Origin of the sequence: Nonomuraea sp. NPDC003709 (assembly GCF_040610775.1) — a bacterium.
GTDB lineage: Bacteria > Actinomycetota > Actinomycetes > Streptosporangiales > Streptosporangiaceae > Nonomuraea > Nonomuraea angiospora_A.
Genome location: NZ_JBEXMW010000001.1, coordinates 171,380 through 192,701, shown reverse-complemented (window position 1 = coordinate 192,701; position 21,322 = coordinate 171,380). Strand labels below are relative to the sequence as shown.

Here is a 21,322-nt window from a genome sequence, read left to right as displayed (position 1 = left end):
TTCCCCTCACTCGCAGGATATTCGTTGACTTTGGGATGCTACCTGCTCGTCATCCGCAGGTTTCCATCGCGGGCACCTTCAGCTCCGGATCGAATTCGACCTTGGCGAAGTACTTGCTCAGAAGCTGCTTCATGAAGCCCGTGTGATAGAGGTCGGCGATGACCGCCTTCACCGCCTTGCAGGTCTTCACGTCGCCGTTCTTGATGCCGACGGCGTACCGCTCGTTGTTGAGCTTGGCGCCGACGATCTTGTAGCGCATGTTCTCGCGGGCGGCGAACCCGGCCAGGATCAGGTCGTCGCCGGGGATCGCGTCCACCTTGCCGTCGCGGAGGAACTGCATGCAGACGGCGTAGTCGCCGGCCGAGACCGGTTCGACCTTCACCTTCTGCTGCACCTCGCCGACGGACGGGCTGTCGGGCGCGCAGAGCTTCTTGCCCTCCAGGTCGTCCACGGAGTCGATGCCGCTGCCCGCGCGGACGAGGACGTCGTGGTGCGCCACGTAGTACGGCCCCGCGAACTGGGTCTCGGACCGGTCGACGGAGTAGGTGGCCACGACCAGGTCGACGCTGCCTTCGGCCAGCGCGTCGGCCCGGTCGCCCCTGCTGACCTTGACGAGCGCGGTGTCCTTCGCTCCTAATTCGGCGGCGATGCGCTTGGCGACCTCGACGTCGAAGCCCTGGAAGTCGTCGCCGTCCTGCAGCGCGACGCCGGGCAGGTCGCCCTTGACGCCGATCACGATCTTCCCGGTCTGCGCCACTTTGTCGACCACGGTGGCGAACGCGGTCGAGGGAGGCTTCTGCTCGACCGTCTCCGTGGGCTCGGGCCCCTCGCGGAACGCGAGCGGCCAGCCGCCGTTCATCGCGAGCGCGATGGCGGCGGCGGCGAGCAGGACGACGGCGGTGCCCACCGCGATCCACACCCTCGCGCGGCGCGACCGCCCTGGGAGGGAGGGCTCGGTCACCGGGTACGGCAGCCCGCCCCCCTCCGGCGGCACCGTCGCGGCTGACGCAGCCGTGGGCGGCGCCGTGGCGGGAGGCACCGTCGTGGCGGGAGGCGGTGCCGTCGCGGACGGGGCAGTCGCGGACGGGGCAGTCGCGGGTTGCGGCCGGGGCAGGTCCGTGATCGACCCCGCCGACACCCTGTTGAACGGCGTCGTGTCGTCGCTGGCCACCTGCACGCCCCGGGTGAGCACCGCCGTGGACGCCCCCACCGTGGACGGCTGCCCGAGCAGCCGCAGCAGGATCTGGTCGGCGGACGGCCGGTCGGCCGGGGACTTGGACAGCGCGGAGCTCACCACGCCGCGCAGCGGCTCCGGCATTATGCCGACGTCGACCTCGTGGTTGAGGATCCGGTTGAGCACCACGGCGATGGACTTGCCCTCGAACGCGGGCGTCCCCGTGGCCGCGAACGCGATGGTGGCGCCCCAGGAGAACACGTCCGTGTAGGGCCCGACGTCGTCGCCCGCGATCTGCTCGGGCGCCATGTAGGCGGGGGTGCCGATGGCCCTGCTGGTGATCGTGCCGGTGGAGTCGATGATCCGGGCGATGCCGAAGTCCACCACGCGCGGTCCGTCGGCGGCGATCAGCACGTTGTCGGGCTTGAAGTCCCGGTGGACGATCGAGGCGTGGTGGATCGCGGTGAGCGCGGTCGCCGTGCCGATGGCCAGCCGGTCGAGCACCGTGCCGGTGAGCGGCCCGTCGGTCTCGATGATGTCCCTGAGCGCCCGGCCGTCGATGTACTCGCTGGCGATGTACGGCGTGTTGCCGTCGAGATCGGCCTCCATCACCCTGGCCGTGCAGAACGACGCCACCCGCTTGGCCGCCTTCAGCTCCCTGGCGAAGCGCGACCTGGCGATCGTGTCGCCGGTGAACTTGACGTGCAGCAGCTTGATGGCCGCCTGCTCCCCGTTGTCGTTGACGCCCAGGTAAACGATGCCCTGACCGCCTTCCCCGATCCGTCCGGACAGCCGGAAGGACCCCAGCTGTGTGGGATCGCCGGCGACCAGCGGCGAGATTTGCGGCATTCGTCATCCCCACGTGTGCTAACCCCAACGACGCAAACTTTACGACGTTCAGCAACTCCTCAGGGATCCGTTAAGCGTTCGTGACGTCACGGTTTTACCGGCGTGGAGTTGCGCGCGCGGGCCGTCGAGGGGAGGCTCTGGATCATGGAGCGCCCCTACGACATCGTACTTTTCGGAGCGAGCGGCTTCACCGGCGCGCTCACGGCCGCCTACCTCGCGCAGGCCGCCGGACCCGGCACGCGGTGGGCGCTGGCCGGGCGCGACCACGCCAAGCTGGAGCGGCTGGGGCTCGGCGTACCGATCCTGCTCGCCGACGCCACGGACCCCGCCTCGGTGGCCGCGCTCGCCCGTCAGACGCGCGTCCTGGCCACGACGGTCGGCCCTTATGTGGCGTACGGAGAGCCGCTGGTGGCCGCGTGCGCCGACGCCGGCACCCATTACCTGGACCTGACGGGCGAGCCCGAGTTCGTGGACCTGGTCTACGTGCGCTACCACGACCGGGCGGCCAGGAGCGGCGCCAAGCTCGTGCACGCCTGCGGCTTCGACTCCATCCCGTACGACCTGGGCGTGCTCCACACCGTCACCCACCTCCCCGAGGGCGTCCCGCTCAGGGTGAGCGGCTTCCTGCGGGCGAGGATGGCCCCGTCGGGCGGCACCCTGGCCACGATGATGTCCATCCTCGGCCGCGCCCGCCAGACGGTCCAGCAGGGCACGCAGCGCCGCTCCGCCGAGCCCCGGCCCAGCGGCCGCAGGGTGAGCTCGCTGCCCGGCGGCGTCCGCTACGTGGGCGGCTGGGCGCTCCCGATGCCGAGCCTCGACCCGTTCGTGGTCGGCTACTCGGCCCGCCTCCTCGACCGCTACGGCCCCGACTTCACCTACCGCCAGCACTATGCCGTCCGCACCCTCCCCCAGGCCCTGGCCACCGTGACGGCCGCCGGCGCCTTCGCCGCACTCGCCCAGATCCCGCCCGTACGCGGCTGGATCCAGGACCGGCTGAAGCCCGGCGAGGGCCCGTCGGCCGAGCGCCGCGCCCGGAACTGGTTCAAGGTCACGTTCCTGGGCGAGGGCGGGGGCGAGCGCGTGGTCACGGAGGTCGCGGGCGGGGACCCGGGCTACGGCGCGACGGCCAGGATGTTCGCGGAGTCGGCCCTCTGCCTCGCCTTCGACGACCTCCCGGACCGCGTCGGCCAGCTCACGACGGCCTCGGCCATGGGCCGGCCGCTCATCGACCGCCTGCGCGCGGCGGAGATCTCCTTCGTCAGGAAGCGTTGAGGCGGCAGGCGGACTCGACCGAGAGGGTGTGCCAGGGTTCCTCGGACTGCGCCTCGGCGGTGGTGCGGCCCCACCACTGCTCCACCTCCACCACGAGGGGGACGTCCTCCGACAGGGCGGCCCGGCAGTCGGTGACACCGAGGACGAGGGCCAGCGTCATCCGCGTGCGGGGCGGGATCGAGCGGGGAAACGCGCCGCTACCGTCGAGGGTCACCGATCGGAGCGCGAGACCGGCCGAGCGCACGCCCACCGCCGTGACCGTCGTGGGCAGCCAGGCCTCATTGACGACCTCCAGGCCGATCTCCACCTCGATGCGCCGCCGACCGGCCTCATCCTGGGACACGCTGGCGGAGCCACCACCCAGACCGTGCGACAGGCGGGGGACGATCGCTCCGCTCATCCAGGTGACCCCGGCGACGAGCACCGCGATCGCGGCCAGGACCCAGCGTCCGTAGGCGAACCGGCGCACCATGCCCGTCCTCGGGTCCAGGCGCACCCAGACTTCATCGGAAATCACTCGAGCCCCCTTTTTGGCGATTCCGTATTCTGCTACTTTTCCGGGCGTGGCGAAAGACGACTCTTGTTGCTGACCGGCTTTCTGGTCTTCCTGTTATTGGTGATACCGATGGTCGCCGCGGCCGCCAACTCACCCCTGCACCGCTTGGAGGCGGACCGATTCGGACACCGCCAAATGGTGGACATCACCGCGTTCAATGGTCCTCACGTTCTGCGATATCTACAGGTGACGCGGCGATTCCGGTGGATGGGCACCAGCGCGGGACTGGCCACAGGGGTTTTCAGCGCAACATCCGGCTCAATGTTTCTGGCTCCTTACTTCGTGCTGATCGGCTGGCTCCTGGGAGTCATGACCGGTGAAATCGCATTCGGCCGTCCACGGGGCCCAATTCGGCGCGCGCCAGGAATACGACTCGTCGCGCCGCAGCTCACCGCGACCTGGTTGATCTGCGCCGCCTTCTCCTGCGGGGTCGCCTTCAGCACGGTCGAACGGTCCCTCTCCGCGGAGACCACCGTCGGCCGTCGACTCGGCGCCGCGGCCGCGCTCGCCGTGGTGGCCGGCGTCCAGTTCATGGTCAGCGGCCTGCACCGGCGGGCGCTGCTCCCGGGGCCGGCTGACCTCGTGGGCGGGGAACTGGCCACGAGGTCCCATGCCGCCCGCTGGCTGCTCGGGGTGGGCGCGTCCGTGGCCCTCTGGACGTCGGTGATCGCCCTGCCCATACAGCAGTTCAACGACATAGGCGTGCTGGCCCTCGTCGGCCTGCCGATCCTGGCGTTGGTCCTGGCCTCGAACGCCTGGCGGGCCGGCGCCTCGGGCAGGAGGACGACCTGGCTCTGGGTCACCGCGGGTGTGGCGCTGGCCGGCGTGGGACTGGCCATGGGCCGGTCCGCGTGGCAGCAGGCGCCGGACGCCGCCGCTCCCGAGATCCTCGCCGGACCCTTCCAGTACGCGCTGATGGATCCGGGGTCCGGCACGTGGACGCTGCGGCGCGAAGGGCAGCAGCAGGAGGTGGGCCAGGCGAGCACGCGGCTGTCCGGCGAGCCCTTCGTGCTCAGCGGCGACGGCCTGCACCTCGTCTACGTGGACGACGCCACTCGCCGCCTCGTGCAGCAGGACCTGTCGGGGTCGGGCGCGCGGCACGACCTGACCGGGCCGCTGACCGGCCGGCCCCTCCCCGAGGTGGTGCTGTCCCAGGACGGCCGGTACGTGAGCGTCGGCCCGGAAGTGATCGACAACCGCACCGGAGCCCGCACCCGCCTGCCGGGCATCGGCCGCGTGCTCGGCTTCGGCCCCGACGGCGTCATGGCGACCACCGGCCGCCGCGCGCCGGCGGGCTCCCCCGACACCGAACTCCTCACGATCGGGTACGACGGCACGGTGCGGACCCGGGCACCCTTCGATCCGACGCTCGAGGTGATCGCCTCCCCCGACGCCCGCGCGCTGGTCGTCCTCACCGAGGAGGAGGTGCTGACCATGGATCCCCGCACGGCCGAGATCCGCGGGCACGCCAAGCTGAGGGTGCCCGAGCAAGCCGGCACGCCGAAGGCACTCGCCTGGGCGCGGGACGGGCGGCTCCTCATCAAGATCGATGCGGATGCCGAGAAGGAGTTCCAGCTGGTCGATCCGGGCACCGGCGAGGCGAGCCCGGTGCGGGACCTGCCCGCGAACCTCGACGGCGCGGTGTTCGGGAGGATCCAGTGAGCCGGTGGTGGTACGCCTTCGCCGCGGCAGCGCTGGCCGTGGCCACCGCGTGGGTGATCGGCCCGACCGGCGAGCAACCGCCGGTCCAGTTCGCCCGCCCCGAGCCGGCCCGCGCGGTCACCGCCGCCCCGGAAGAACGCAGCAGGTACGCCTCCCCCATCCGGTATGCGTACAGCCCGGCCTGCGAGAACGGCTCGGCCCCGTGCAGCCACTGGGTCCTTGTCGCGTGGGGCGGCGAGCGAGGCTGGCTGCCCGGCACCGACGCCGCGGACTCGCTCTCCCTCAGCCCGGACGGCACACATGCGGCCTACCTGCGGACGAGCGACGACACGTACGTCGTGGCCGACCTGCGCACCGGAGCGGTCAAGGCGCTCCCCGTGCGACAGAAGGGCGGCACGGTCAGCGAGATGTTCGGCGCACAGATTCCGCTGTTCTCCCTCGACGGCCGCCACCTGCTCATCCAGCGCGACCACCTGGACAAGGACGACGAGACCGTGCTGGAGAACCCGATGATCGTGGACCTCGGCACCGGCGCCGTCCGTCACCTGCCCGCCGTCGGGCAGGTCGTCGGCTGGACGTCCGCGGGGCTCATGACCAAGACGACCCGTCGCACGAACAGCCTGCCCGGGCACACCACGTCGGCCTCGTTCACCGTCTGGTCGCCCAAGGGCAAGGTGGTCGGACGCTTCACGCTGCCCGGCAACCTGGCGGCGGGCGCCATGCCGTCGCCGTCCGGGCGCGCGACGGCCACACTCGCCCGCGAGATCACGCCGGACGGCCTCGTCGGGCACGGCATCGTGCTCACCCACACGTCAACCGGCAGGCCGGCGCGGACCGTCGCGCCGGGGCTGCCGGCGGGCTGGCAGGCCACGAGCGTCCTGCGCTGGGACGGCGAGGACGCCGTCGTCGTGCAGACCTCCGGACCTCGTGCCGAGATGGGCTACCACGTCGTGGACCTCGCCACCGGGGCGGCGCGGCGACTCGACGTACGCATGAGTGACGTGGCCGACCTTTTCCTGCAGCCCGCCGAACTGGGAGTGGCCCTCGGGAAGGTCCGTCAGTAGGGCAGCCCCCACTTGGAGAAGGTCTTGCGCAGGTACGGGTTCTTGAACTTCGGATACGCCACGGTCCGCACGTCCCCGTCCGAGGTGTAGCGCATGTCCGGGTTGTTCTTGAGCCAGTCCAGCCACGCCTCCGAGCAGAACTGCTTGCAGTCGCCCTTCTTCTCCATGACCTTGATCCGCGGGATCCCCGGCGGTTCGAACGCCTTGCTGAACGGCGCCGGCGCGGGCGTGTAACCGGCCAGGAACGCGCCCAGGTGGTTGTAGGCCTTGCCGTGCATGGCCCACTCCTTGTTGCTCGGCTGGTTGCCGTACGGCAGGGCGATCGTGGTGGGGTGGACGCCGGAGAGGGAGGCGATCTGCTGGGCGATCGTGCTGATCTGCTCGTCGACCTCCTGGTGCGAGCGTCCGCGCAGGTTGATGTGGTCGCGGGTGTGGTTGCCGATCTCGAAGCCGTTGTCCTTGAGCCAGCCCAGCATCTGGGCCTGCTCCTCGCGTACGGTCTTGCCGAACATGTCGCGGGTCACGTAGAAGGTGGCCTTCGCCGGGAAGCCCGGGTTCTTGGCCGCCACGTCCTTGAGGATGGCGACGGCGGTGTTCGGGGCGGGGACGCCTACCTCGTTGAGCGTCAGCTGTGACGGCGACGAGTCGTCGAAGGTCAGCACCACCGGGTGCTTGCCCGCCGGAATGTCGATCTTCCCGGCCACCATCTCGGCGGCGGTGATCGGCACGTACCCCTCCCTGGCCAGCCGCTCCAGATCCGCGCGGAACTGCTGCGGCGTCCTGTCGTCCGTCGAGCCCGGTTTGTCGATCACCCGGTGGAACATCAGCACCGGGATCTGCCCCAGCTCGTTCGCCTTGACCTCGGCGGCGCGCTTGGCCTTGGCAGCCTGGGTCGCCTTGAGCTTGGCGGCGGCGTCGACCTTGGTGTCGGCCATCTTGACGGTGGTGGGCTGCGAGTCGCAGCCGCTCAGGAGGGCGGCGGCGGCCAACAGCCCCACTCCACTGAAAATACGCAGTCGCATCCGAACCCCCCGAGACGCGCACGACTGTTACGAGGTGGCTCTTACCCAGCTGATCAACTGCGCCACGCCGCGTCACTGTCAAGAGATGGTCTGGGAAGCGGACAAGCGAAAGGGCCGCCCGCGGGCGGCCCCTTAAGCTGAAACGATCAAATTGCCATCTTCTTCTTGAGGTTCTCGTCCAGTGCGCCCAGGAAGTCCTGGGTGGTGAGCCACTTGGCGTCGCCGCCGACCAGGAGCGCCAGGTCCTTGGTCATCTGGCCGCCCTCGACGGTCTCGACGCAGACCTCTTCCAGCTTGTTGGCGAAGTCGGTCACGGCGGGGGTGTTGTCGAGCTTGCCCCGGTGGGCCAGGCCGCGCGTCCACGCGAAGATCGAGGCGATGGGGTTGGTGGAGGTGGGGTTGCCCTTCTGGTGCTCGCGGTAGTGGCGAGTCACGGTGCCGTGCGCGGCCTCGGCCTCGACGGTCCTGCCGTCGGGGGTCATCAGGACCGAGGTCATCAGGCCGAGGGAGCCGAAGCCCTGCGCCACGGTGTCGGACTGCACGTCGCCGTCGTAGTTCTTCGCGGCCCAGACGTAGCCGCCCTCCCACTTCATCGCCGCGGCGACCATGTCGTCGATGAGGCGGTGCTCGTACGTGAGACCGGCCTTCTCGAAGTCGGCCTTGAACTCGCTCTCGTAGACCTCGGCGAAGATGTCCTTGAAGCGGCCGTCGTACGCCTTGAGGATCGTGTTCTTCGTCGACAGGTAGACCGGGTAGTTGCGGGCCAGGCCGTAGCGCATCGAGGCGCGGGCGAAGTCGCGGATCGACTCGTCCAGGTTGTACATCGCCAGCGCGACGCCGCTGCCGGGGAAGTCGTACACGTCGAGCTCGATCGGCTCGGAGCCGTCCTTCGGCGTGTACGTCAGGGTCAGCGTGCCCTCGCCGGGGATCTTCAGGTCGGTGGCGCGGTACTGGTCACCGAACGCGTGACGGCCGACGACGATCGGCTTGGTCCAGCCGGGGACGAGGCGCGGCACGTTCGACATGATGATCGGCTCGCGGAAGATCACGCCGCCGAGGATGTTGCGGATGGTCCCGTTGGGGGACTTCCACATCTTCTTGAGACCGAACTCCTCGACCCGCGCCTCGTCCGGGGTGATGGTGGCGCATTTCACACCGACGCCGTACTTCTTGATGGCGTTCGCGGCGTCGATGGTGACCTGGTCGTCCGTCTCGTCCCGGTACTGGATGCCGAGGTCGTAGTACTTCAGGTCGACGTCGAGGTAGGGAAGGATCAGCTGGTCCTTGATGAACTGCCAGATGATCCGGGTCATCTCGTCGCCGTCAAGCTCGACGACAGGACCCTCCACCTTGATCTTGGGCATGCGAATGGTTCCCCTTCAATGTTTTGATGCGTTGAGGCTATCGGACCGTCCGGTCATCAGGCGAAAAGGGACAGTATCAACGCTTTGAGCTCGTTGTTGTAGAGCAGGAGCGAGGTCAGGACCAGCACGAACCCGAACCCGGCCAGCGTGATGACGTCAACCTTCTTGCTGCGGATGGACAGCTGCCCACCGTAACCGGCGAAGCGGAGGGCGGCGGCGATCATGATGACGGCGCCCAGCGCGAACCCGCCCCAGCGCGGGTTCACGAAAAAGATCACGAGTACGCCGACGACCGCACCCGCCAGGATCAGCGGGTACGGCCCCCAGCTCTCACGCTTGGTCCCGTGGCTCAACGTTCCTGCTCATGGTCGCATTCGCTGCGGGCCTCCGTTGGCATCGTGCCTCGCTCTCTCCGGCCCAGGCTCATCGCTCGTCGAGTGGCTTCCACTTCTGATCGGTCTCACCGATGTACTCACTGTCAGGCCGGATCAGCCTATTGTCTGCGTGCTGCTCTATGACATGGGCAGTCCAGCCAGACATTCGGCTGATCGAGAAGACCGGCGTGAAGAGGTCCGTCGGGATCCCGAGATAGTGGTAGACCGAAGCCGCGTAGAAGTCGACGTTGGGGTAGAGGCCCTTCGTCTCGAAGACGACCTCCTCCATCTCCTTGGACATCCGGTAGTAGGTGTCGTCGCCGCCGGCCTCGGCCAGCTCGGCGGACATCTTGCGCAGATGGGTCGCGCGCGGGTCCTCGGTCTTGTAGACGCGGTGCCCGAAGCCCATGATCTTCTCGTGGGCCGCCAGCTTGTCACGTACGACCTGGGCCACCTGGCCCGGAGGGATCGACTCCAGCAGCTTCATGACCTGCTCGTTCGCCCCACCGTGCAGCGGGCCCTTGAGGGTGCCGATGGCGGCGACGATCGCGGAGTGCATGTCCGAGAGGGTCGCGGCGCAGACGCGGGCGGCGAACGTGGAGGCGTTCATGGTGTGGTCGGCGTGCAGCACCAGGCACTCGTCGAAGATCTCGACCGCCCGGGGGTCGGGGACGCGGCCGGTGACCTCGTGCAGGAAGTTCGCGGCGATGCTGAGCGACGGGTCGGGCTCGGGAACGCTCCCGCCGGTGCGGGCGGCGTGGTAGCGGGCGACCAGCAGCGGTTGCTGCGCGGTCAGCCGGGCCGCCTTGCGCAGGTTGGCGTCGGGGGAGATGGAGTCCTTGTCCGCGTCGTCGGCGCCGGCCAGCGAGACCAGGCTGCGCAGCGCCTCCATCGGTTTCTGCTTCTCGGCGATCTCGGCGATGTTCGCGGAAGCCAGGGCGCCCAGCTCCCGGCCCTGCGCCAGCTCGTCGACGTACGCGTCGAGCTCGGACCGGTTGGGCAGCTTGCCACGCTGAAGCAGGTGTGCGGTCTCCTCGAACGTCGCGCGACCGGCCAGGTCGTGGATGTCGTATCCACGGTAGAAGAGCCGGCCGGCCTTTCCGTCAATGTCGCTCAGCGCTGTGGACGCGGCAACGACATCGGCCAGGCCTTTCGTGGGCTTGTCCGCCATGAGTGTTTCCTCCGCTTATCTTCGTCCGAAGTCTACCCGTGAGCAGGCAAAACCGGCCTCAAAGGTCCAGACCAATTTCACGCCGGATTCTCCTTTCGGCAAAGGCGATTCCGCATCCCCTCGTTTGGGTAAGCCGGAGCTGTAGTAATAGTTACGGCGGGCTACCTGGGGAGGAACTGCCGTGCCCAGGTGGAGGCGTGCCGTTCATACGCTGCCTCACAAGGGGAGGAACCGCCAGTGGAGGGGCCGTTCATACGCATCGAGGACACTGGCGAGGTGGTCCCGTTGCGCCCCGAGATCACGACGGTCGGGAGAGGCCGGGGGGTCGACATCCGGCTCACCGATCCCAGTGTGTCTCGACTCCATGCCGAGTTCGTCAGACGAGGACCCTACCTGTACGTCGTCGACCTGGGGCTGTCCAGGAACGGCACGCGGGTGAACGGCAGGCCGATCGCCCGGAGGGTCCTTGACGACGGCGACGTGGTCTCCTTCGGCGCGGCGCGGGGTCGCATCGGTGGAGTCCCCCGAGAGGACTTCACTCCGGAGGTCGAGCTGCGCAGGGCGGCGGCGCCCGAGCTGACCAGGCGCGAGGTCGACGTGCTGACCTCGCTCTGCAGGCCGGCGCTGTCGGACGAGGCGTTCGTCGCCCCGGCGACCGCGCGCGAGATCGCCGACGACCTGGTCGTGACCGAGGCCGCGGTCAAGCAGCATCTGCTGCGGCTCTACCAGAAGTTCAGGATCCCCGAGGGCACCAACCGGCGCACGCGCCTGGCCAATGAGGTCGTCGCGCTCGGTCTGGTCCGTCCGACCCCCGTGGTGCCACCACAGCGGTCGACGGGCACCCCCGCCGAGCAGCCGTCGGCGGCTGGGCGAAGGGCTTCTTGACGACGGTTCTTGGGGCCTGATCGCGACCGGGGCTTCGGCGAGGGGTTCCGGCAGCGTCGGAACCTGAGCGTCAGCGTGCCCGCGACCCACGGGAAACGGGCACGTCGCCGGCCAGGAAACCGGCCGGCGACGTTCATCGGCGAAGCATGCGCTCAGATCACCCTGAAGCCGTTGCTCGGCTTGCTGGTCCGGTTGGCCCGGTCCACCGCGACCACGTAGTAGTGGTCGCCGCGCTTCCCGTCGGCGTCCGTCCAGCGGACCTGCCGGTCGCCGGGCACGACCGCGACCAGGTTGCGGGCGTCGGCGAAGTCGCGCGAGGACGCATGCCGGCCGAAGCGGAAGATCGCGAACTGGAACGGCTCGTCCCTGCCGGTGGCCACCGCGCGCACCTCGACCCCGCCGGACTTGCGCAGCGCGTACGCCAGGACCGGCCTGTGCGGCGGCTCGCCGTTGGCCAGCCGGGGCAGCACGGGAGCCAGCGCGGGCCGCTGATAGTGGTCGTTGACGGCGGTCGTGATGGAGCCGATCCGGTCGACCTTGACGTCGTTGGCGTTGTACCAGATGTCGCCGCTGATCTCGGGGTGGTCCCGGTTGAGCGTCAGGTGGGCGGACAGCTCGCCGGGGGCCTGCCACTGGGCCGCCTGGGCCGGGTCGCCCGCCTTGTAGGCGGCCTGGCCGATCCACAGCAGCGTGTTGGTGCCGCTCGCCACGTCGGACCACCAGGGCACGAGCTTGGAGTAGTCGGCCGGCGGCTGCCCCATGTACCAGTAGAGCTGCGGCGCGATGTAGTCGAGCCAGCCCTTCTTGACCCAGCCGCGGGTGTCGGCGTGCAGGCTGTCGTACGACTGGCCGCCGTTGGTGTCCGAGCCGAGCGGGTCGGAGGCCTTGTTGCGCCAGATGCCGGACGGGCTGATCCCCCACGCGATCTCCGGCTTGGCCGCCAGGACGCGCTGCTGCATCTCCTGGACCATCAGGTCGACGTTGTTGCGCCGCCAGGTGGCCAGGTCGGGGAAGCCGGCGCCGTACTTGGCGAACGTGGCGCTGTCGTCGAAAGCCGTGGTGTTCGTGGGGTAGAAGTAGTCGTCGAAGTGCAGGCCGTCGATGTCGTAGCGGGTGATCGCGTCCATCATCGCGTCCTGGCAGAACTTCCGTACCTCCGGCAGGCCCGGGTTGTAGTACAGCTTGCCGCCGAACGGCAGGATCCAGTCGGGGTGCTTGCGCCCGGGGTGGTCGGGGTGCAGCTTGGCGGGGTCGGGCTGCATCGAGACGCGGTACGGATTGAACCAGGCGTGGAAAGCCAGGCCGCGCTTGTGCGTCTCCTCCACGGCGAAGCCGAGCGGATCATAGCCGGGGTCCTGACCTTGGGTTCCGGTCAGATACTGTGACCAGGGCTCGAACGGTGACGGCCAGAACGCGTCCGCGGTCGGCCTGATCTGCACGAACACCGAGTTGAGCTTGCGCTGCACGGCCACGTCCAGCCAGGCGACGAACTCGGCCTTCTGCTCGTCGGCGGTCAGCCCTGGCTTCGACGGCCAGTTGATGTTGACCACCGAGGCGATCCACATACCGCGCATCTGACGCAACGGCGGCACGTAGTCCTGCGCCAGGGCAGGCATCGGAACGGCGGTGGCGGCGGCAGCGAGGGCGAGGCCCTTCAAGAGAGTCCGTCTGCTCGGCATGGGGGGTGGCCTCTCGGAAAGTGGTTGTATCGAAGGCGACGATGACAGAAAATTACCTTCAGATCAACAACCGTGAAGGAAAGTGCCGATGAGCGGTGACCTGTCCAGACTGGCGATGACAGTGTTGCACCCAGGGTACGAGGGGACCTCGGTTCCCGACTGGCTGCGCCGCGCGCTGGGCGAGGGTCTGGGCGGTGTTGTCCTATTCGCCCGCAACGTCATAGATGCGCAGCTCGTACGGCATTTGCGAGCCGAGAACCCGGACACCGTCGTCGCGATCGACGAGGAGGGCGGCGCGGTCACCCGGCTGGAGGTCCAGGCCGGCAGCTCCTTCCCCGGCAACCGGGCCCTGGGCGTGGTGGACGACGTGACGCTCACCGAGCGCGTGGGCCGCCAGATCGGCCGGATGCTCGGCGAGCTGGACATCACGCTCGACTACGCGCCCGACGCCGACGTGAACTCCAACCCGGCCAACCCCGTCATCGGCATCCGCTCCTTCGGCCCCACTCCCGACCTGGTCTCCCGGCACACGGTCGCGTACGTGAACGGCGTCCAGGGTGCGGGCGTGGCCACGTGCGCCAAGCACTTCCCCGGCCACGGTGACACCGTCACCGACTCCCACCTGGCGCTGCCCACCGTGCACGCCTCACGCGAGGTGCTCTTCGCGCGCGACCTGCCGCCGTTCCGCGCCGCGATCGCCGCCGGGGTGCGCTCGATCATGTCGGGCCACCTGCTCGTCCCCGCTCTCGATCCGTCGATGCCGGCGACGCTGAGCCGTACCGCCATGACCGAGCTCCTGAGGGGCGAGCTCGGCTTCGACGGGATGCTCGTCACCGACGCGATCGAGATGCAGGCGGTGGCGGCCATGTTCACGCCGGGCGAGATCGCGGTGCGGGCCCTGGGCGCGGGCGTGGACGCCATCTGCGTGGGGCTGGCCACCGAGGAGAGCCTGCACGCGATGCGCGACACGATCGTGGCCGCCGTACGCGCCGGCGAACTGCCCGAGGAGCGGCTCGCGGAGGCGGCCGCGCGGGTGCTCGCGCTCTCCCAGTGGTACGGGGCGCAGGCGGCGCTGCGCGACAAGGCCCGGGGCGACGTGGACGAGGGTGTGGGCCTGGAGGCGGCCAGGGCGGCGCTGACCACCTCCGGCACCGCCCGGCTCGACCGCGCCCCGCTGGTGGTCGAGGTCAACACCCGCTTCAGCAAGGCCGTGGACCCCTCGACGCCGACCGGCATCACGGCGGCCCTCACCTCCCTCCTGCCGAACACGGCCCGGCTGCAGCTCGAACCCATGGGCGACCTGCCTGACCTGGCGGCCGACGGGCGGCCGATCGTGCTGGTGGTGCACGACGCCGCCCGGTATGACTGGGTGCGTTCGACGGTGGCCAAGGCGCTGGCGGTGCGGCCCGACGTGATCGTGGTGGACACCGGCGTGCCGGCGCCGCCCGGCGGGGCCGTCCACCTGGCCACCCACGGCATCTCCCGCGTGTCCGCACAGGCGGCGGCAGAATGGCTGACCCAGTGACCGCCGAACCCGCGAACCCGGTCGCCACCGTACGCGCCGTGCTGCCCTCGCTCACCCCGGCGGCGCAGTCCATCGCCCGCATCATCCTGGACGACCCCGGGCTGGTGGTGCGCAGCACCATCACCGAGTTCAGCGCGGTCTCCGGAACGAGCGAGGCCACCATCGTGCGCACGGCCCGGGCCCTCGGGTTCGCGGGATACTCGCAGATGCGCTTCGCCCTGGCGGCAGCCGTGGCCAAGGAGCCGGAGCGGCTGGTGCCCGGCGACCTCGGGCCCGACGACCCGCTGACCGACGTGATCGCCAAGGTCGCCCGCGCCGAGTCGGAGGCGCTGGCCGACACCGCCGCGCAGCTCGACCCCGACCAGCTGGGCGACGTGGTGAAGGCCATCTCGGTGGCGCGGCGGGTGGACGTGTACGGGGTGGGGGCCTCGGGGCTGGTGGCGGCGGACATGTCGCAGAAGCTGCTGCGGATCGGGCTGTCCAGCCATCCGTTCAGCGATGCGCACCTGGCTCTGACCAGCGCGGCGCTGCTCAAGGAGGGCGACGTGGTGGTGGCGATCAGCTGCAGCGGGGAGACGCCCGACGTGCTGGTGCCTGCCCGCACCGCGGCCGACACCGGGGCGCTGGTCGTGGGCATCACCAACAACCCCCGGTCGTCGCTGGCGGAGCTGGCCGATCACACGCTGGTGTCGGCGGGGCGGGAGACGGCGTTCCGGCCTGGGGCGCTGGCCAGTCGGATCAGCCAGTTGTTGATCGTGGACTGCATCTTCGTGGGGCTGGCGCAGCGGACGTACGACACGGCCGACGCGGCCATCCGGGCCACCCGGGACGCCACGGACCGCTACCGCAACCGCTGACCCACCGGCCCCGACGCGACCCCGACGTCGGTTGCCGTCCTTTGGGGAAAGGGGGCTCCGACGTCGGTTGCCGTCCCTTGGGAGGGATCCCGTCGAGGGGGTGGCCGAAGCGACCGCCGACGTCGCGGGCGGGGGTCAGGCGCGGGCGACCGACAGGGCGGCCAGGTCGGCCTCGATCTTGGCGGCCGTGGCCAGCAGCGGCGGCAAAAGGTCGCGGCGGGCCGCCTGCAGGGTCGTACGGCTGGCGTGGGTCGAGACGTTCACGGCGGCCACCGTCCGCCCCGAACGGTCGCGGATCGGCGCGGCGATCGAGCGCAGCCCCTCCTCCAGCTCCTGGTCCACCATCGCCCATCCCCGCCCGCGCACCTTGCCCAACTCGGCCCGCAACGCGGCCGGCAGCACGATCGTGTGCGAGGTGAGGCGGCGCAACGAGGCCCCCTCCAGGTACGCGTCCAGCTCGTCCGGCGGGAGGGCGGCCAGCAGGACCCGCCCCATCGACGTGCAGTACGCGGGAAACCGGGTCCCGATGCTGATCGTCACCCGCATGATCCGCGCCGTCGCCACCCGCGCCACGTAGACGACGTCCTCCCCGTCCAGCACCGCCACCGAGGCCGACTCGTGCACCTCGGCCGCCAGGCGTTCCAGGTGCGGGTCGGCGACCTCGGGCAGCGACAGGCTCGACAGGTACGCGTACCCCAGCTCCAGCACCCGGGGCGTGAGCGAGAACAGCCGCCCGTCGCTGCGCACGTACCCCAGGTCCTCGAGCGTGAGCAGGAATCGCCTGGCCGCGGCCCTGCTGAGGCCGGTCGCGCGGGCCACCTGGCTGAGCGTCAGCTCAGGGTCGGTGGCGCTGAACGCCCGGATCACCGCGAGCCCCCGGGCCAGCGACTGCACATGATCAACCATCGTGATCCCCTTGACATGAGCTGGCAAGAGCGTAGGTTCCGCGATACGGGATTGTTCGGTCAGAGAATACATGTGCGCATCGCGAACAAATAGGAGCAGCCGTGCGTCGCGCTCTCATCCTCCTCGCCGCCTTGTTCACGGCCGCCTGCGGCGGCACCCAGCCCTCGACCTCCCCCGGTCAGGCCAAACAGGCAGACAAGGTCAACGCCGGAGTGATCGCGATCGTCGACACCGCTCCGATCCACCTCGGCAAGGCCAAGGGCTTCTTCACCGAGCAGAACATCGATCTCACCATCACCCCGGTCCAGGGCGGCGCGGCCGCGGTCTCGGGGGCGGTGAGCGGGCAGTTCCAGTTCGCGTTCGCGAACACGACCTCGCTGCTGACCGCCAAGCAGCAGGGCCTAGACGTCAAGGTGGTCGCCAACGGCGTCTCCTCCACCGGTCAGCAGGGCAAGGACTTCAGCGCGGTGCTGGTCAAGCAGGACAGCCCGATCAGGACGGCCAAGGACCTGGCGGGCAAGAAGATCTCCGTCAACCAGCTCAAGAACATCGGCGACACGACCGTACGCGCCTCCGTGCGCAACGCGGGAGGCGACCCCACCGGCATCGAGTTCGTGGAGCTGCCCTTCCCGGACGCGCCCGCCGCGCTGCAGAGCGGCCGGGTGGACGCGATCTGGGTGGTCGAGCCGTTCGTCAGCCAGGCCGTCAGCCAGGGAGCGCGCCCCGTGGCCTGGAACTTCGCCGACGCCGCCCCCAACCTCACCGTCGCCATGTACTTCACCATGGGCAGGACCGACGCCGACCTGACCAGGCGGTTCACGGCGGCGATGCGCAAGTCGCTGGAGTACGCGGACGCGCATCCGGACGAGGTCAGAGAGGTGCTGAAGACGTACACCAAGATCGCGCCCGAGGTGATCGCGAAGATCAACCTGCCGAAGTGGCCCGTCGAGGTCAACAAGGCCTCCGTGCAGACCGTGGCCGACCTGGCGCTGGCCGACGGGGTGCTCAAGCAGAAGGTCGACGTCTCGGCGCTGGTGCCGTGACCGGCTCGCTCAGCAGGCTCGGACATGGGCTCGCCGGCCTCGGCGGGCTGCTGGTGCTCGCGGAGGCCGTACCGCGGCTGGGCCTGGTCGACGAGCGGTTCCTGCCGCCCGCCTCGCGCATCCTGGGCACGCTCGCCGCCGAGCTGGCCACGCCCGGGCTGTGGATCGCGCTCGGCGAGACCATGCTCGGCTGGGTGCTGGGGCTGGCGCTGGCGTTCTGCGCGGCGGTGGCGGCCGGGGTGGTCATCGGGATCGTGCCGGGCCTGCGCGCGATGACGAACTCCACCGTCGAGTTCCTGCGCCCGATCCCGTCGGTCGCGCTGGTGCCGCTGGCGACGCTGCTGTTCGGGCCGTCGCTGGGCTCGACGCTCCTGCTCGTGGTGTACGCGTCGTTCTGGCAGGTGCTCATCCAGGTCCTGTACGGCGTCGCGGCCGTGGACTCCGTGGCCTTCGACACCGCCCGGTCGTACGGGCTGTCGGCCTGGTCCAGGGTCAGGCACCTGGTGTGGCCGACGGCGCTGCCGTACGTCATGACCGGGCTCAGGCTGGCGGCGGCGGTGGCCTTCATCCTGGCGGTGACGGCCGAGCTCGTGATCGGCAGCCCCGGGCTGGGCGCCGAGATCCAGGTGGCGCAGAGCAGCGGGGCCGTGCCGACCGTGTACGCGCTGATCGTGCTGGCCGGGCTGGTCGGCATCGGGGTGAACGCTGCCGTGCGGCTCCTGGAGCGCCGGGTGCTGGCGTGGCATCCGAGCGTCCGGTCGGAGGTGGCCGCATGATGCGGGTCGTCAGGCTGCTCTCCCTGCCGGTGGCGCTGGTGCTGGTCTGGTGGGCGGTCAGCGGGAGCTCGTTCTACCTGCCGAGCCCCGGCCTGGTCGGGCAGGCGTTCGCGGAGACCTGGTTCTCCGAGCGGGTGGTCGAGGACGTGCTGCCGAGCGTGGGGCGGCTGCTGGCGGGCTACGCGGTGGCGGGGCTGCTGGGCGTGGGCCTCGGCGTGCCGATCGGGCTGTCGCCGCGGCTGCGTGCCACGCTCGAACCGGTGCTGGAGTTCTTCAGGGCCATCCCGCCGCCGGTGCTGGTGCCGCTGATCATGTTGCTGGCCGGGATCGACACCCCCATGAAGGTGCTGGTCATCGTCTCGGGCTGCCTGTGGCCCATTCTCCTGAACACCGTGGAGGGCGTACGGGCGCTGGACGAGGTGCTCGCCGACACCTGCCGTATGTACGGCGTACGCGGAACCGCCAGATTGCGGCGGTTCGTGCTGCGCGGCGCCAGCCCGCAGATCATGACCGGGCTCCGGCAGGCGCTGTCCATCGGGATCATCCTCATGGTCATCAGCGAGATGTTCGCCAGCTCCAGCGGGCTGGGGTTCACGATCCTGGTGTTCCAGCGGCAGTTCCAGATCGCCGAGATGTGGAGCGGGATCCTGCTGCTCGGGCTGATCGGCCTGACCCTGTCCGTCCTCTTCCGCCGCGTGGAGCGGCGGGTCCTGGCCTGGTACTACGGCAGTGGAGCCGCCCGTGCTTGAGATCTCCTCGTTGCGCAAGGTCTACGAGAGCCCCGGCCGCACCGTCGAGGCGATCCGCTCGATCACGTTCGGCGTCGGCGCCGGCGAGCTGGTGTGCGTGGTGGGGCCGTCGGGGTGCGGCAAGACCACGCTGCTGAGGTGCGTCGCCGGGCTGCTGCCGGTCAGCGGGGGCGAAGTGCGGGTGGACGACGTGCCCGTGACCGGGCCGCCGCCGCGGATGGCCGTGGTGTTCCAGGAGTACGGGCGCAGCCTCTTCCCCTGGATGACCGTGCGCGAGAACGTCGAGCTGCCGCTGAAGGAGAAGAAGGTGCCCGCCGGGCAGCGGCACGAGCTGGTCCACGGCTCCTTGAACGCGGTCGGTCTCGGCGACGCCGCCGACGCCCATCCGTGGCAGCTCTCCGGCGGCATGCAGCAGCGGGTGGCCATCGCCAGGGCGGTGGCGTACCAGCCGCAGGTGCTGCTGATGGACGAGCCGTTCGCCGCCGTGGACGCCCAGACCCGGGCGGACCTGGAGGACCTGATCCTGCGGCTGTGGCGGGAGCTGGAGGTGACCACGCTGTTCGTCACCCACGACATCGACGAGGCCGTCTACCTGGGGCAACGCGTCATCGTGCTGTCCTCGTCGCCGACCGTGATCCTGGAGGACCTGAAGGTGGATCTGCCGCCCGAACGCGACCAGCTGACGACCCGCTCGCTGCCCCGGTTCGGCGAGTTGCGCGGGCACGTCTACCGGCAGATCCAGCGGGCCAGGGACCGGCGATGACGACCGTCCGGGACGCCACGTTCGACGTGCTCAGGCGGTACGGCCTGACCACGATCTTCGGCAACCCCGGCTCCACCGAGGTGACCCTGCTGACCGGGCTCCCGGACGACCTGCGTTTCGTGCTCGCGCTCCACGAGGGGTCCGTGGTGGGGATGGCCACGGGGTGGGCGATCGGGCACGAGGCGCCCGCGCTGGCCGTGCTGCACACCACGGCCGGGCTGGGGAACGCGGTGGGGGCCATCGCCACCGCCCGGGTGAACCGGGTGCCGCTGGTGATCCTGGTCGGGCAGCAGGACCGGCGGCATCTGGCGCTGGAGCCGTTCCTGACCGGGCACCTGAGCGGGCTGGCCGGGGACTATCCGGTGCGGGTGGACCAGCCGGTGCGCGCGCAGGACGTGCCCGGGGCGGTGGCCCGGGCCTTTCACGAGGCGACGACCTTCCGCGGGCCCGCGCTGGTCGTGGTGCCGATGGACGACTGGGAGGCGCCCTTCTCGGGCGAGACGGTGGCGGCGCCCGCGCGGATGGTGCGGCCCGCCGGCATCCGGGACGATGACCTCGCGCCGCTGGTGGAGCTGCTGTCGGGGGCCCGGTCGCCGGCGATGGTCGCGGGCGCGGGGGCCGGGTGGGACGCGCTGGTCGCGCTGGCCGAGCGGCTCGGGTGTCCCGTGTTCCAGGAGTCGTTCGGGGGGCGGGCCGGGTTCCCGCAGGACCATCCGCAGTACGCGGGGGTGCTGCCCGCCGACCGGGTTCGGCTGCGGGAGGCGCTGGCGGGGCACGACGTGGTGCTCGCGGTGGGGGCTCCCGTCTTCCGGCAGTACCCGTACGTGCCCGGTCCCCTGGTGGCGGCGGGGACGTCGGTCGCGGTGATCACGGACGACCCGGCCGAGGCACATCGCAGCCCGGCCGACCTGGCCTACCTCGCCTCGCCGTCGGCCGTCTGCGCCCGGCTGGCCGCTCTCCTCCCCTCATCGTCACCGGCCGCGGGACGGGCTCCCGCGCCGGACATCCCCGAACCGCCGTCAGCGGGACGGGCTCCCATGGCGGACGTTCCCGAACTGCCCGCCGCAGGGCGGCCGTTGCGGGCGGCGCACGTGCTGCGCGAGCTGGCGCTGCGGCTGCCCGCCGACACCGTGCTCGTCGAGGAGACCCCCTCGTCCCGCCCCGACCTGCACCGGCTCGTGCCCGCCAGGACCCCGCTCGGCTTCCTGTCGGCGGCCATGGGCGGGCTGGGGTTCGCCGTGCCCGCCGCGGTGGGCCTGCGAATGGCGCTCCCCGACCGGCCCGTGGTCGCCGTCGTGGGCGACGGGTCGGCCCTCTACGGCGTGCACGCGCTCTGGAGCGCCACGCACTACCGGGCGGGCGCGCTGTTCGTCGTGCTCTCCAACGGCCGGTACGCGGTCATGGACCGGCTGGCCGACAAGCAGGGCGGCAAGGCGCCGTGGCCGCCGTTCACCGAGGTGGACATGGGCGGCCTGGCCAGGTCTTTGGGCTGCCCCGCCAGGCGGGTGGACTCGTACGACGAGCTGACGGCGGCCCTCGACGAGGTGCTGCCGTCGCTCGCGGCCCGCGAGGAGCCCCTGCTGCTCGACGTGACCGTGACCGTGGATCCGGACTTCCAGCCTTAGGAGGCT

At 70.4% G+C, this 21,322-nt stretch carries 19 protein-coding genes; 11 read left to right on the top strand and 8 right to left on the bottom strand.

The genetic code is table 11. The annotated features are described in order from the left end of the window. Window positions 1-49: 49 nt before the first annotated feature. Complete coding sequence (locus ABZX61_RS00990) at window positions 50-2,023, bottom strand: serine/threonine-protein kinase (protein WP_355190448.1); 1,974 nt, start codon at window positions 2,021-2,023, stop codon at window positions 50-52. Window positions 2,024-2,167: 144 nt separating this feature from the next. On the opposite strand from ABZX61_RS00990, the gene ABZX61_RS00985 reads away from it, so the two are divergent. Further along, entirely contained in the window at window positions 2,168-3,295 is a 1,128-nt protein-coding gene (locus ABZX61_RS00985; protein WP_355191443.1) for a saccharopine dehydrogenase NADP-binding domain-containing protein, read from the top strand. Here ABZX61_RS00985 and ABZX61_RS00980 read toward each other — a convergent pair. Then, window positions 3,282-3,812, bottom strand: a complete 531-nt coding sequence (locus tag ABZX61_RS00980; RefSeq protein ID WP_355190446.1) for a hypothetical protein — start codon at window positions 3,810-3,812, stop codon at window positions 3,282-3,284. The genes ABZX61_RS00985 and ABZX61_RS00980 overlap by 14 nt on opposite strands. A 300-nt stretch (window positions 3,813-4,112) precedes the next feature. On the opposite strand from ABZX61_RS00980, the gene ABZX61_RS00975 reads away from it, so the two are divergent. Beyond that, a complete protein-coding gene (locus tag ABZX61_RS00975; RefSeq protein WP_355190444.1) occupies window positions 4,113-5,513 on the top strand; it encodes a hypothetical protein in 1,401 nt (466 codons plus the stop codon). After that, on the top strand, window positions 5,510-6,577 hold the full coding sequence (locus ABZX61_RS00970; protein WP_355190442.1) for a hypothetical protein: 1,068 nt from the start codon (window positions 5,510-5,512) through the stop codon (window positions 6,575-6,577). Before ABZX61_RS00975 ends, ABZX61_RS00970 begins: the two co-directional genes overlap by 4 nt. On the opposite strand, the gene ABZX61_RS00965 is transcribed toward ABZX61_RS00970, so the two are convergent. The 4 genes from ABZX61_RS00965 to ABZX61_RS00950 form a co-directional block, all read right to left on the bottom strand. After that, window positions 6,571-7,575, bottom strand: a complete 1,005-nt coding sequence (locus ABZX61_RS00965) for a polysaccharide deacetylase family protein (RefSeq protein ID WP_355190440.1) — start codon at window positions 7,573-7,575, stop codon at window positions 6,571-6,573. The two genes, ABZX61_RS00970 and ABZX61_RS00965, sit on opposite strands and share 7 nt — an antisense overlap. A gap of 170 nt (window positions 7,576-7,745) precedes the next feature. Next, a complete protein-coding gene (locus ABZX61_RS00960; RefSeq protein ID WP_355190438.1) occupies window positions 7,746-8,963 on the bottom strand; it encodes an NADP-dependent isocitrate dehydrogenase in 1,218 nt (405 codons plus the stop codon). Window positions 8,964-9,019: 56 nt separating this feature from the next. Further along, on the bottom strand, window positions 9,020-9,316 hold the full coding sequence (locus ABZX61_RS00955; RefSeq protein ID WP_350731236.1) for a DUF3017 domain-containing protein: 297 nt from the start codon (window positions 9,314-9,316) through the stop codon (window positions 9,020-9,022). Window positions 9,317-9,386: 70 nt separating this feature from the next. After that, the gene (locus ABZX61_RS00950) at window positions 9,387-10,508 is read right to left on the bottom strand and encodes a citrate/2-methylcitrate synthase (protein WP_355190436.1); all 1,122 of its coding nucleotides are present in this window, start codon (window positions 10,506-10,508) and stop codon (window positions 9,387-9,389) included. A gap of 237 nt (window positions 10,509-10,745) precedes the next feature. Here ABZX61_RS00950 and ABZX61_RS00945 point away from each other — a divergent pair, with 237 nt between their 5' ends. After that, window positions 10,746-11,393: an FHA domain-containing protein gene (locus ABZX61_RS00945; RefSeq protein WP_192790024.1), complete on the top strand. Its 648-nt coding sequence runs from the start codon at window positions 10,746-10,748 to the stop codon at window positions 11,391-11,393. Window positions 11,394-11,545: 152 nt separating this feature from the next. On the opposite strand, the gene ABZX61_RS00940 is transcribed toward ABZX61_RS00945, so the two are convergent. After that, a complete protein-coding gene (locus ABZX61_RS00940; protein ID WP_355190434.1) occupies window positions 11,546-13,009 on the bottom strand; it encodes a family 10 glycosylhydrolase in 1,464 nt (487 codons plus the stop codon). 151 nt (window positions 13,010-13,160) lie between these two features. Here ABZX61_RS00940 and ABZX61_RS00935 point away from each other — a divergent pair, with 151 nt between their 5' ends. Beyond that, window positions 13,161-14,597, top strand: coding sequence for a glycoside hydrolase family 3 protein (locus ABZX61_RS00935; RefSeq protein ID WP_355190432.1), 1,437 nt, complete (start codon window positions 13,161-13,163; stop codon window positions 14,595-14,597). Continuing rightward, window positions 14,582-15,454: a MurR/RpiR family transcriptional regulator gene (locus ABZX61_RS00930; RefSeq protein ID WP_350731228.1), complete on the top strand. Its 873-nt coding sequence runs from the start codon at window positions 14,582-14,584 to the stop codon at window positions 15,452-15,454. Before ABZX61_RS00935 ends, ABZX61_RS00930 begins: the two co-directional genes overlap by 16 nt. 135 nt (window positions 15,455-15,589) lie before the next feature. Here ABZX61_RS00930 and ABZX61_RS00925 read toward each other — a convergent pair whose 3' ends face one another. Then, window positions 15,590-16,360: an IclR family transcriptional regulator gene (locus tag ABZX61_RS00925; RefSeq protein ID WP_355190428.1), complete on the bottom strand. Its 771-nt coding sequence runs from the start codon at window positions 16,358-16,360 to the stop codon at window positions 15,590-15,592. Between the two features lie 101 nt (window positions 16,361-16,461). On the opposite strand from ABZX61_RS00925, the gene ABZX61_RS00920 reads away from it, so the two are divergent. The 5 genes from ABZX61_RS00920 to ABZX61_RS00900 are packed head-to-tail and all read left to right on the top strand — an operon-like array spanning window position 16,462 to window position 21,316. Continuing rightward, window positions 16,462-17,403, top strand: a complete 942-nt coding sequence (locus ABZX61_RS00920) for an ABC transporter substrate-binding protein (protein WP_355190426.1) — start codon at window positions 16,462-16,464, stop codon at window positions 17,401-17,403. Further along, window positions 17,400-18,179: an ABC transporter permease gene (locus ABZX61_RS00915; protein ID WP_355190424.1), complete on the top strand. Its 780-nt coding sequence runs from the start codon at window positions 17,400-17,402 to the stop codon at window positions 18,177-18,179. The genes ABZX61_RS00920 and ABZX61_RS00915 overlap by 4 nt, the downstream gene beginning before the upstream one ends. Beyond that, a complete protein-coding gene (locus ABZX61_RS00910) occupies window positions 18,176-18,928 on the top strand; it encodes an ABC transporter permease (RefSeq protein WP_355190422.1) in 753 nt (250 codons plus the stop codon). The genes ABZX61_RS00915 and ABZX61_RS00910 overlap by 4 nt, the downstream gene beginning before the upstream one ends. Continuing rightward, on the top strand, window positions 18,921-19,691 hold the full coding sequence (locus ABZX61_RS00905; RefSeq protein WP_355190421.1) for an ABC transporter ATP-binding protein: 771 nt from the start codon (window positions 18,921-18,923) through the stop codon (window positions 19,689-19,691). The genes ABZX61_RS00910 and ABZX61_RS00905 overlap by 8 nt, the downstream gene beginning before the upstream one ends. Beyond that, entirely contained in the window at window positions 19,688-21,316 is a 1,629-nt protein-coding gene (locus ABZX61_RS00900) for a thiamine pyrophosphate-dependent enzyme (RefSeq protein WP_355190419.1), read from the top strand. Before ABZX61_RS00905 ends, ABZX61_RS00900 begins: the two co-directional genes overlap by 4 nt. The last annotated feature ends 6 nt before the right edge of the window (window positions 21,317-21,322 follow it).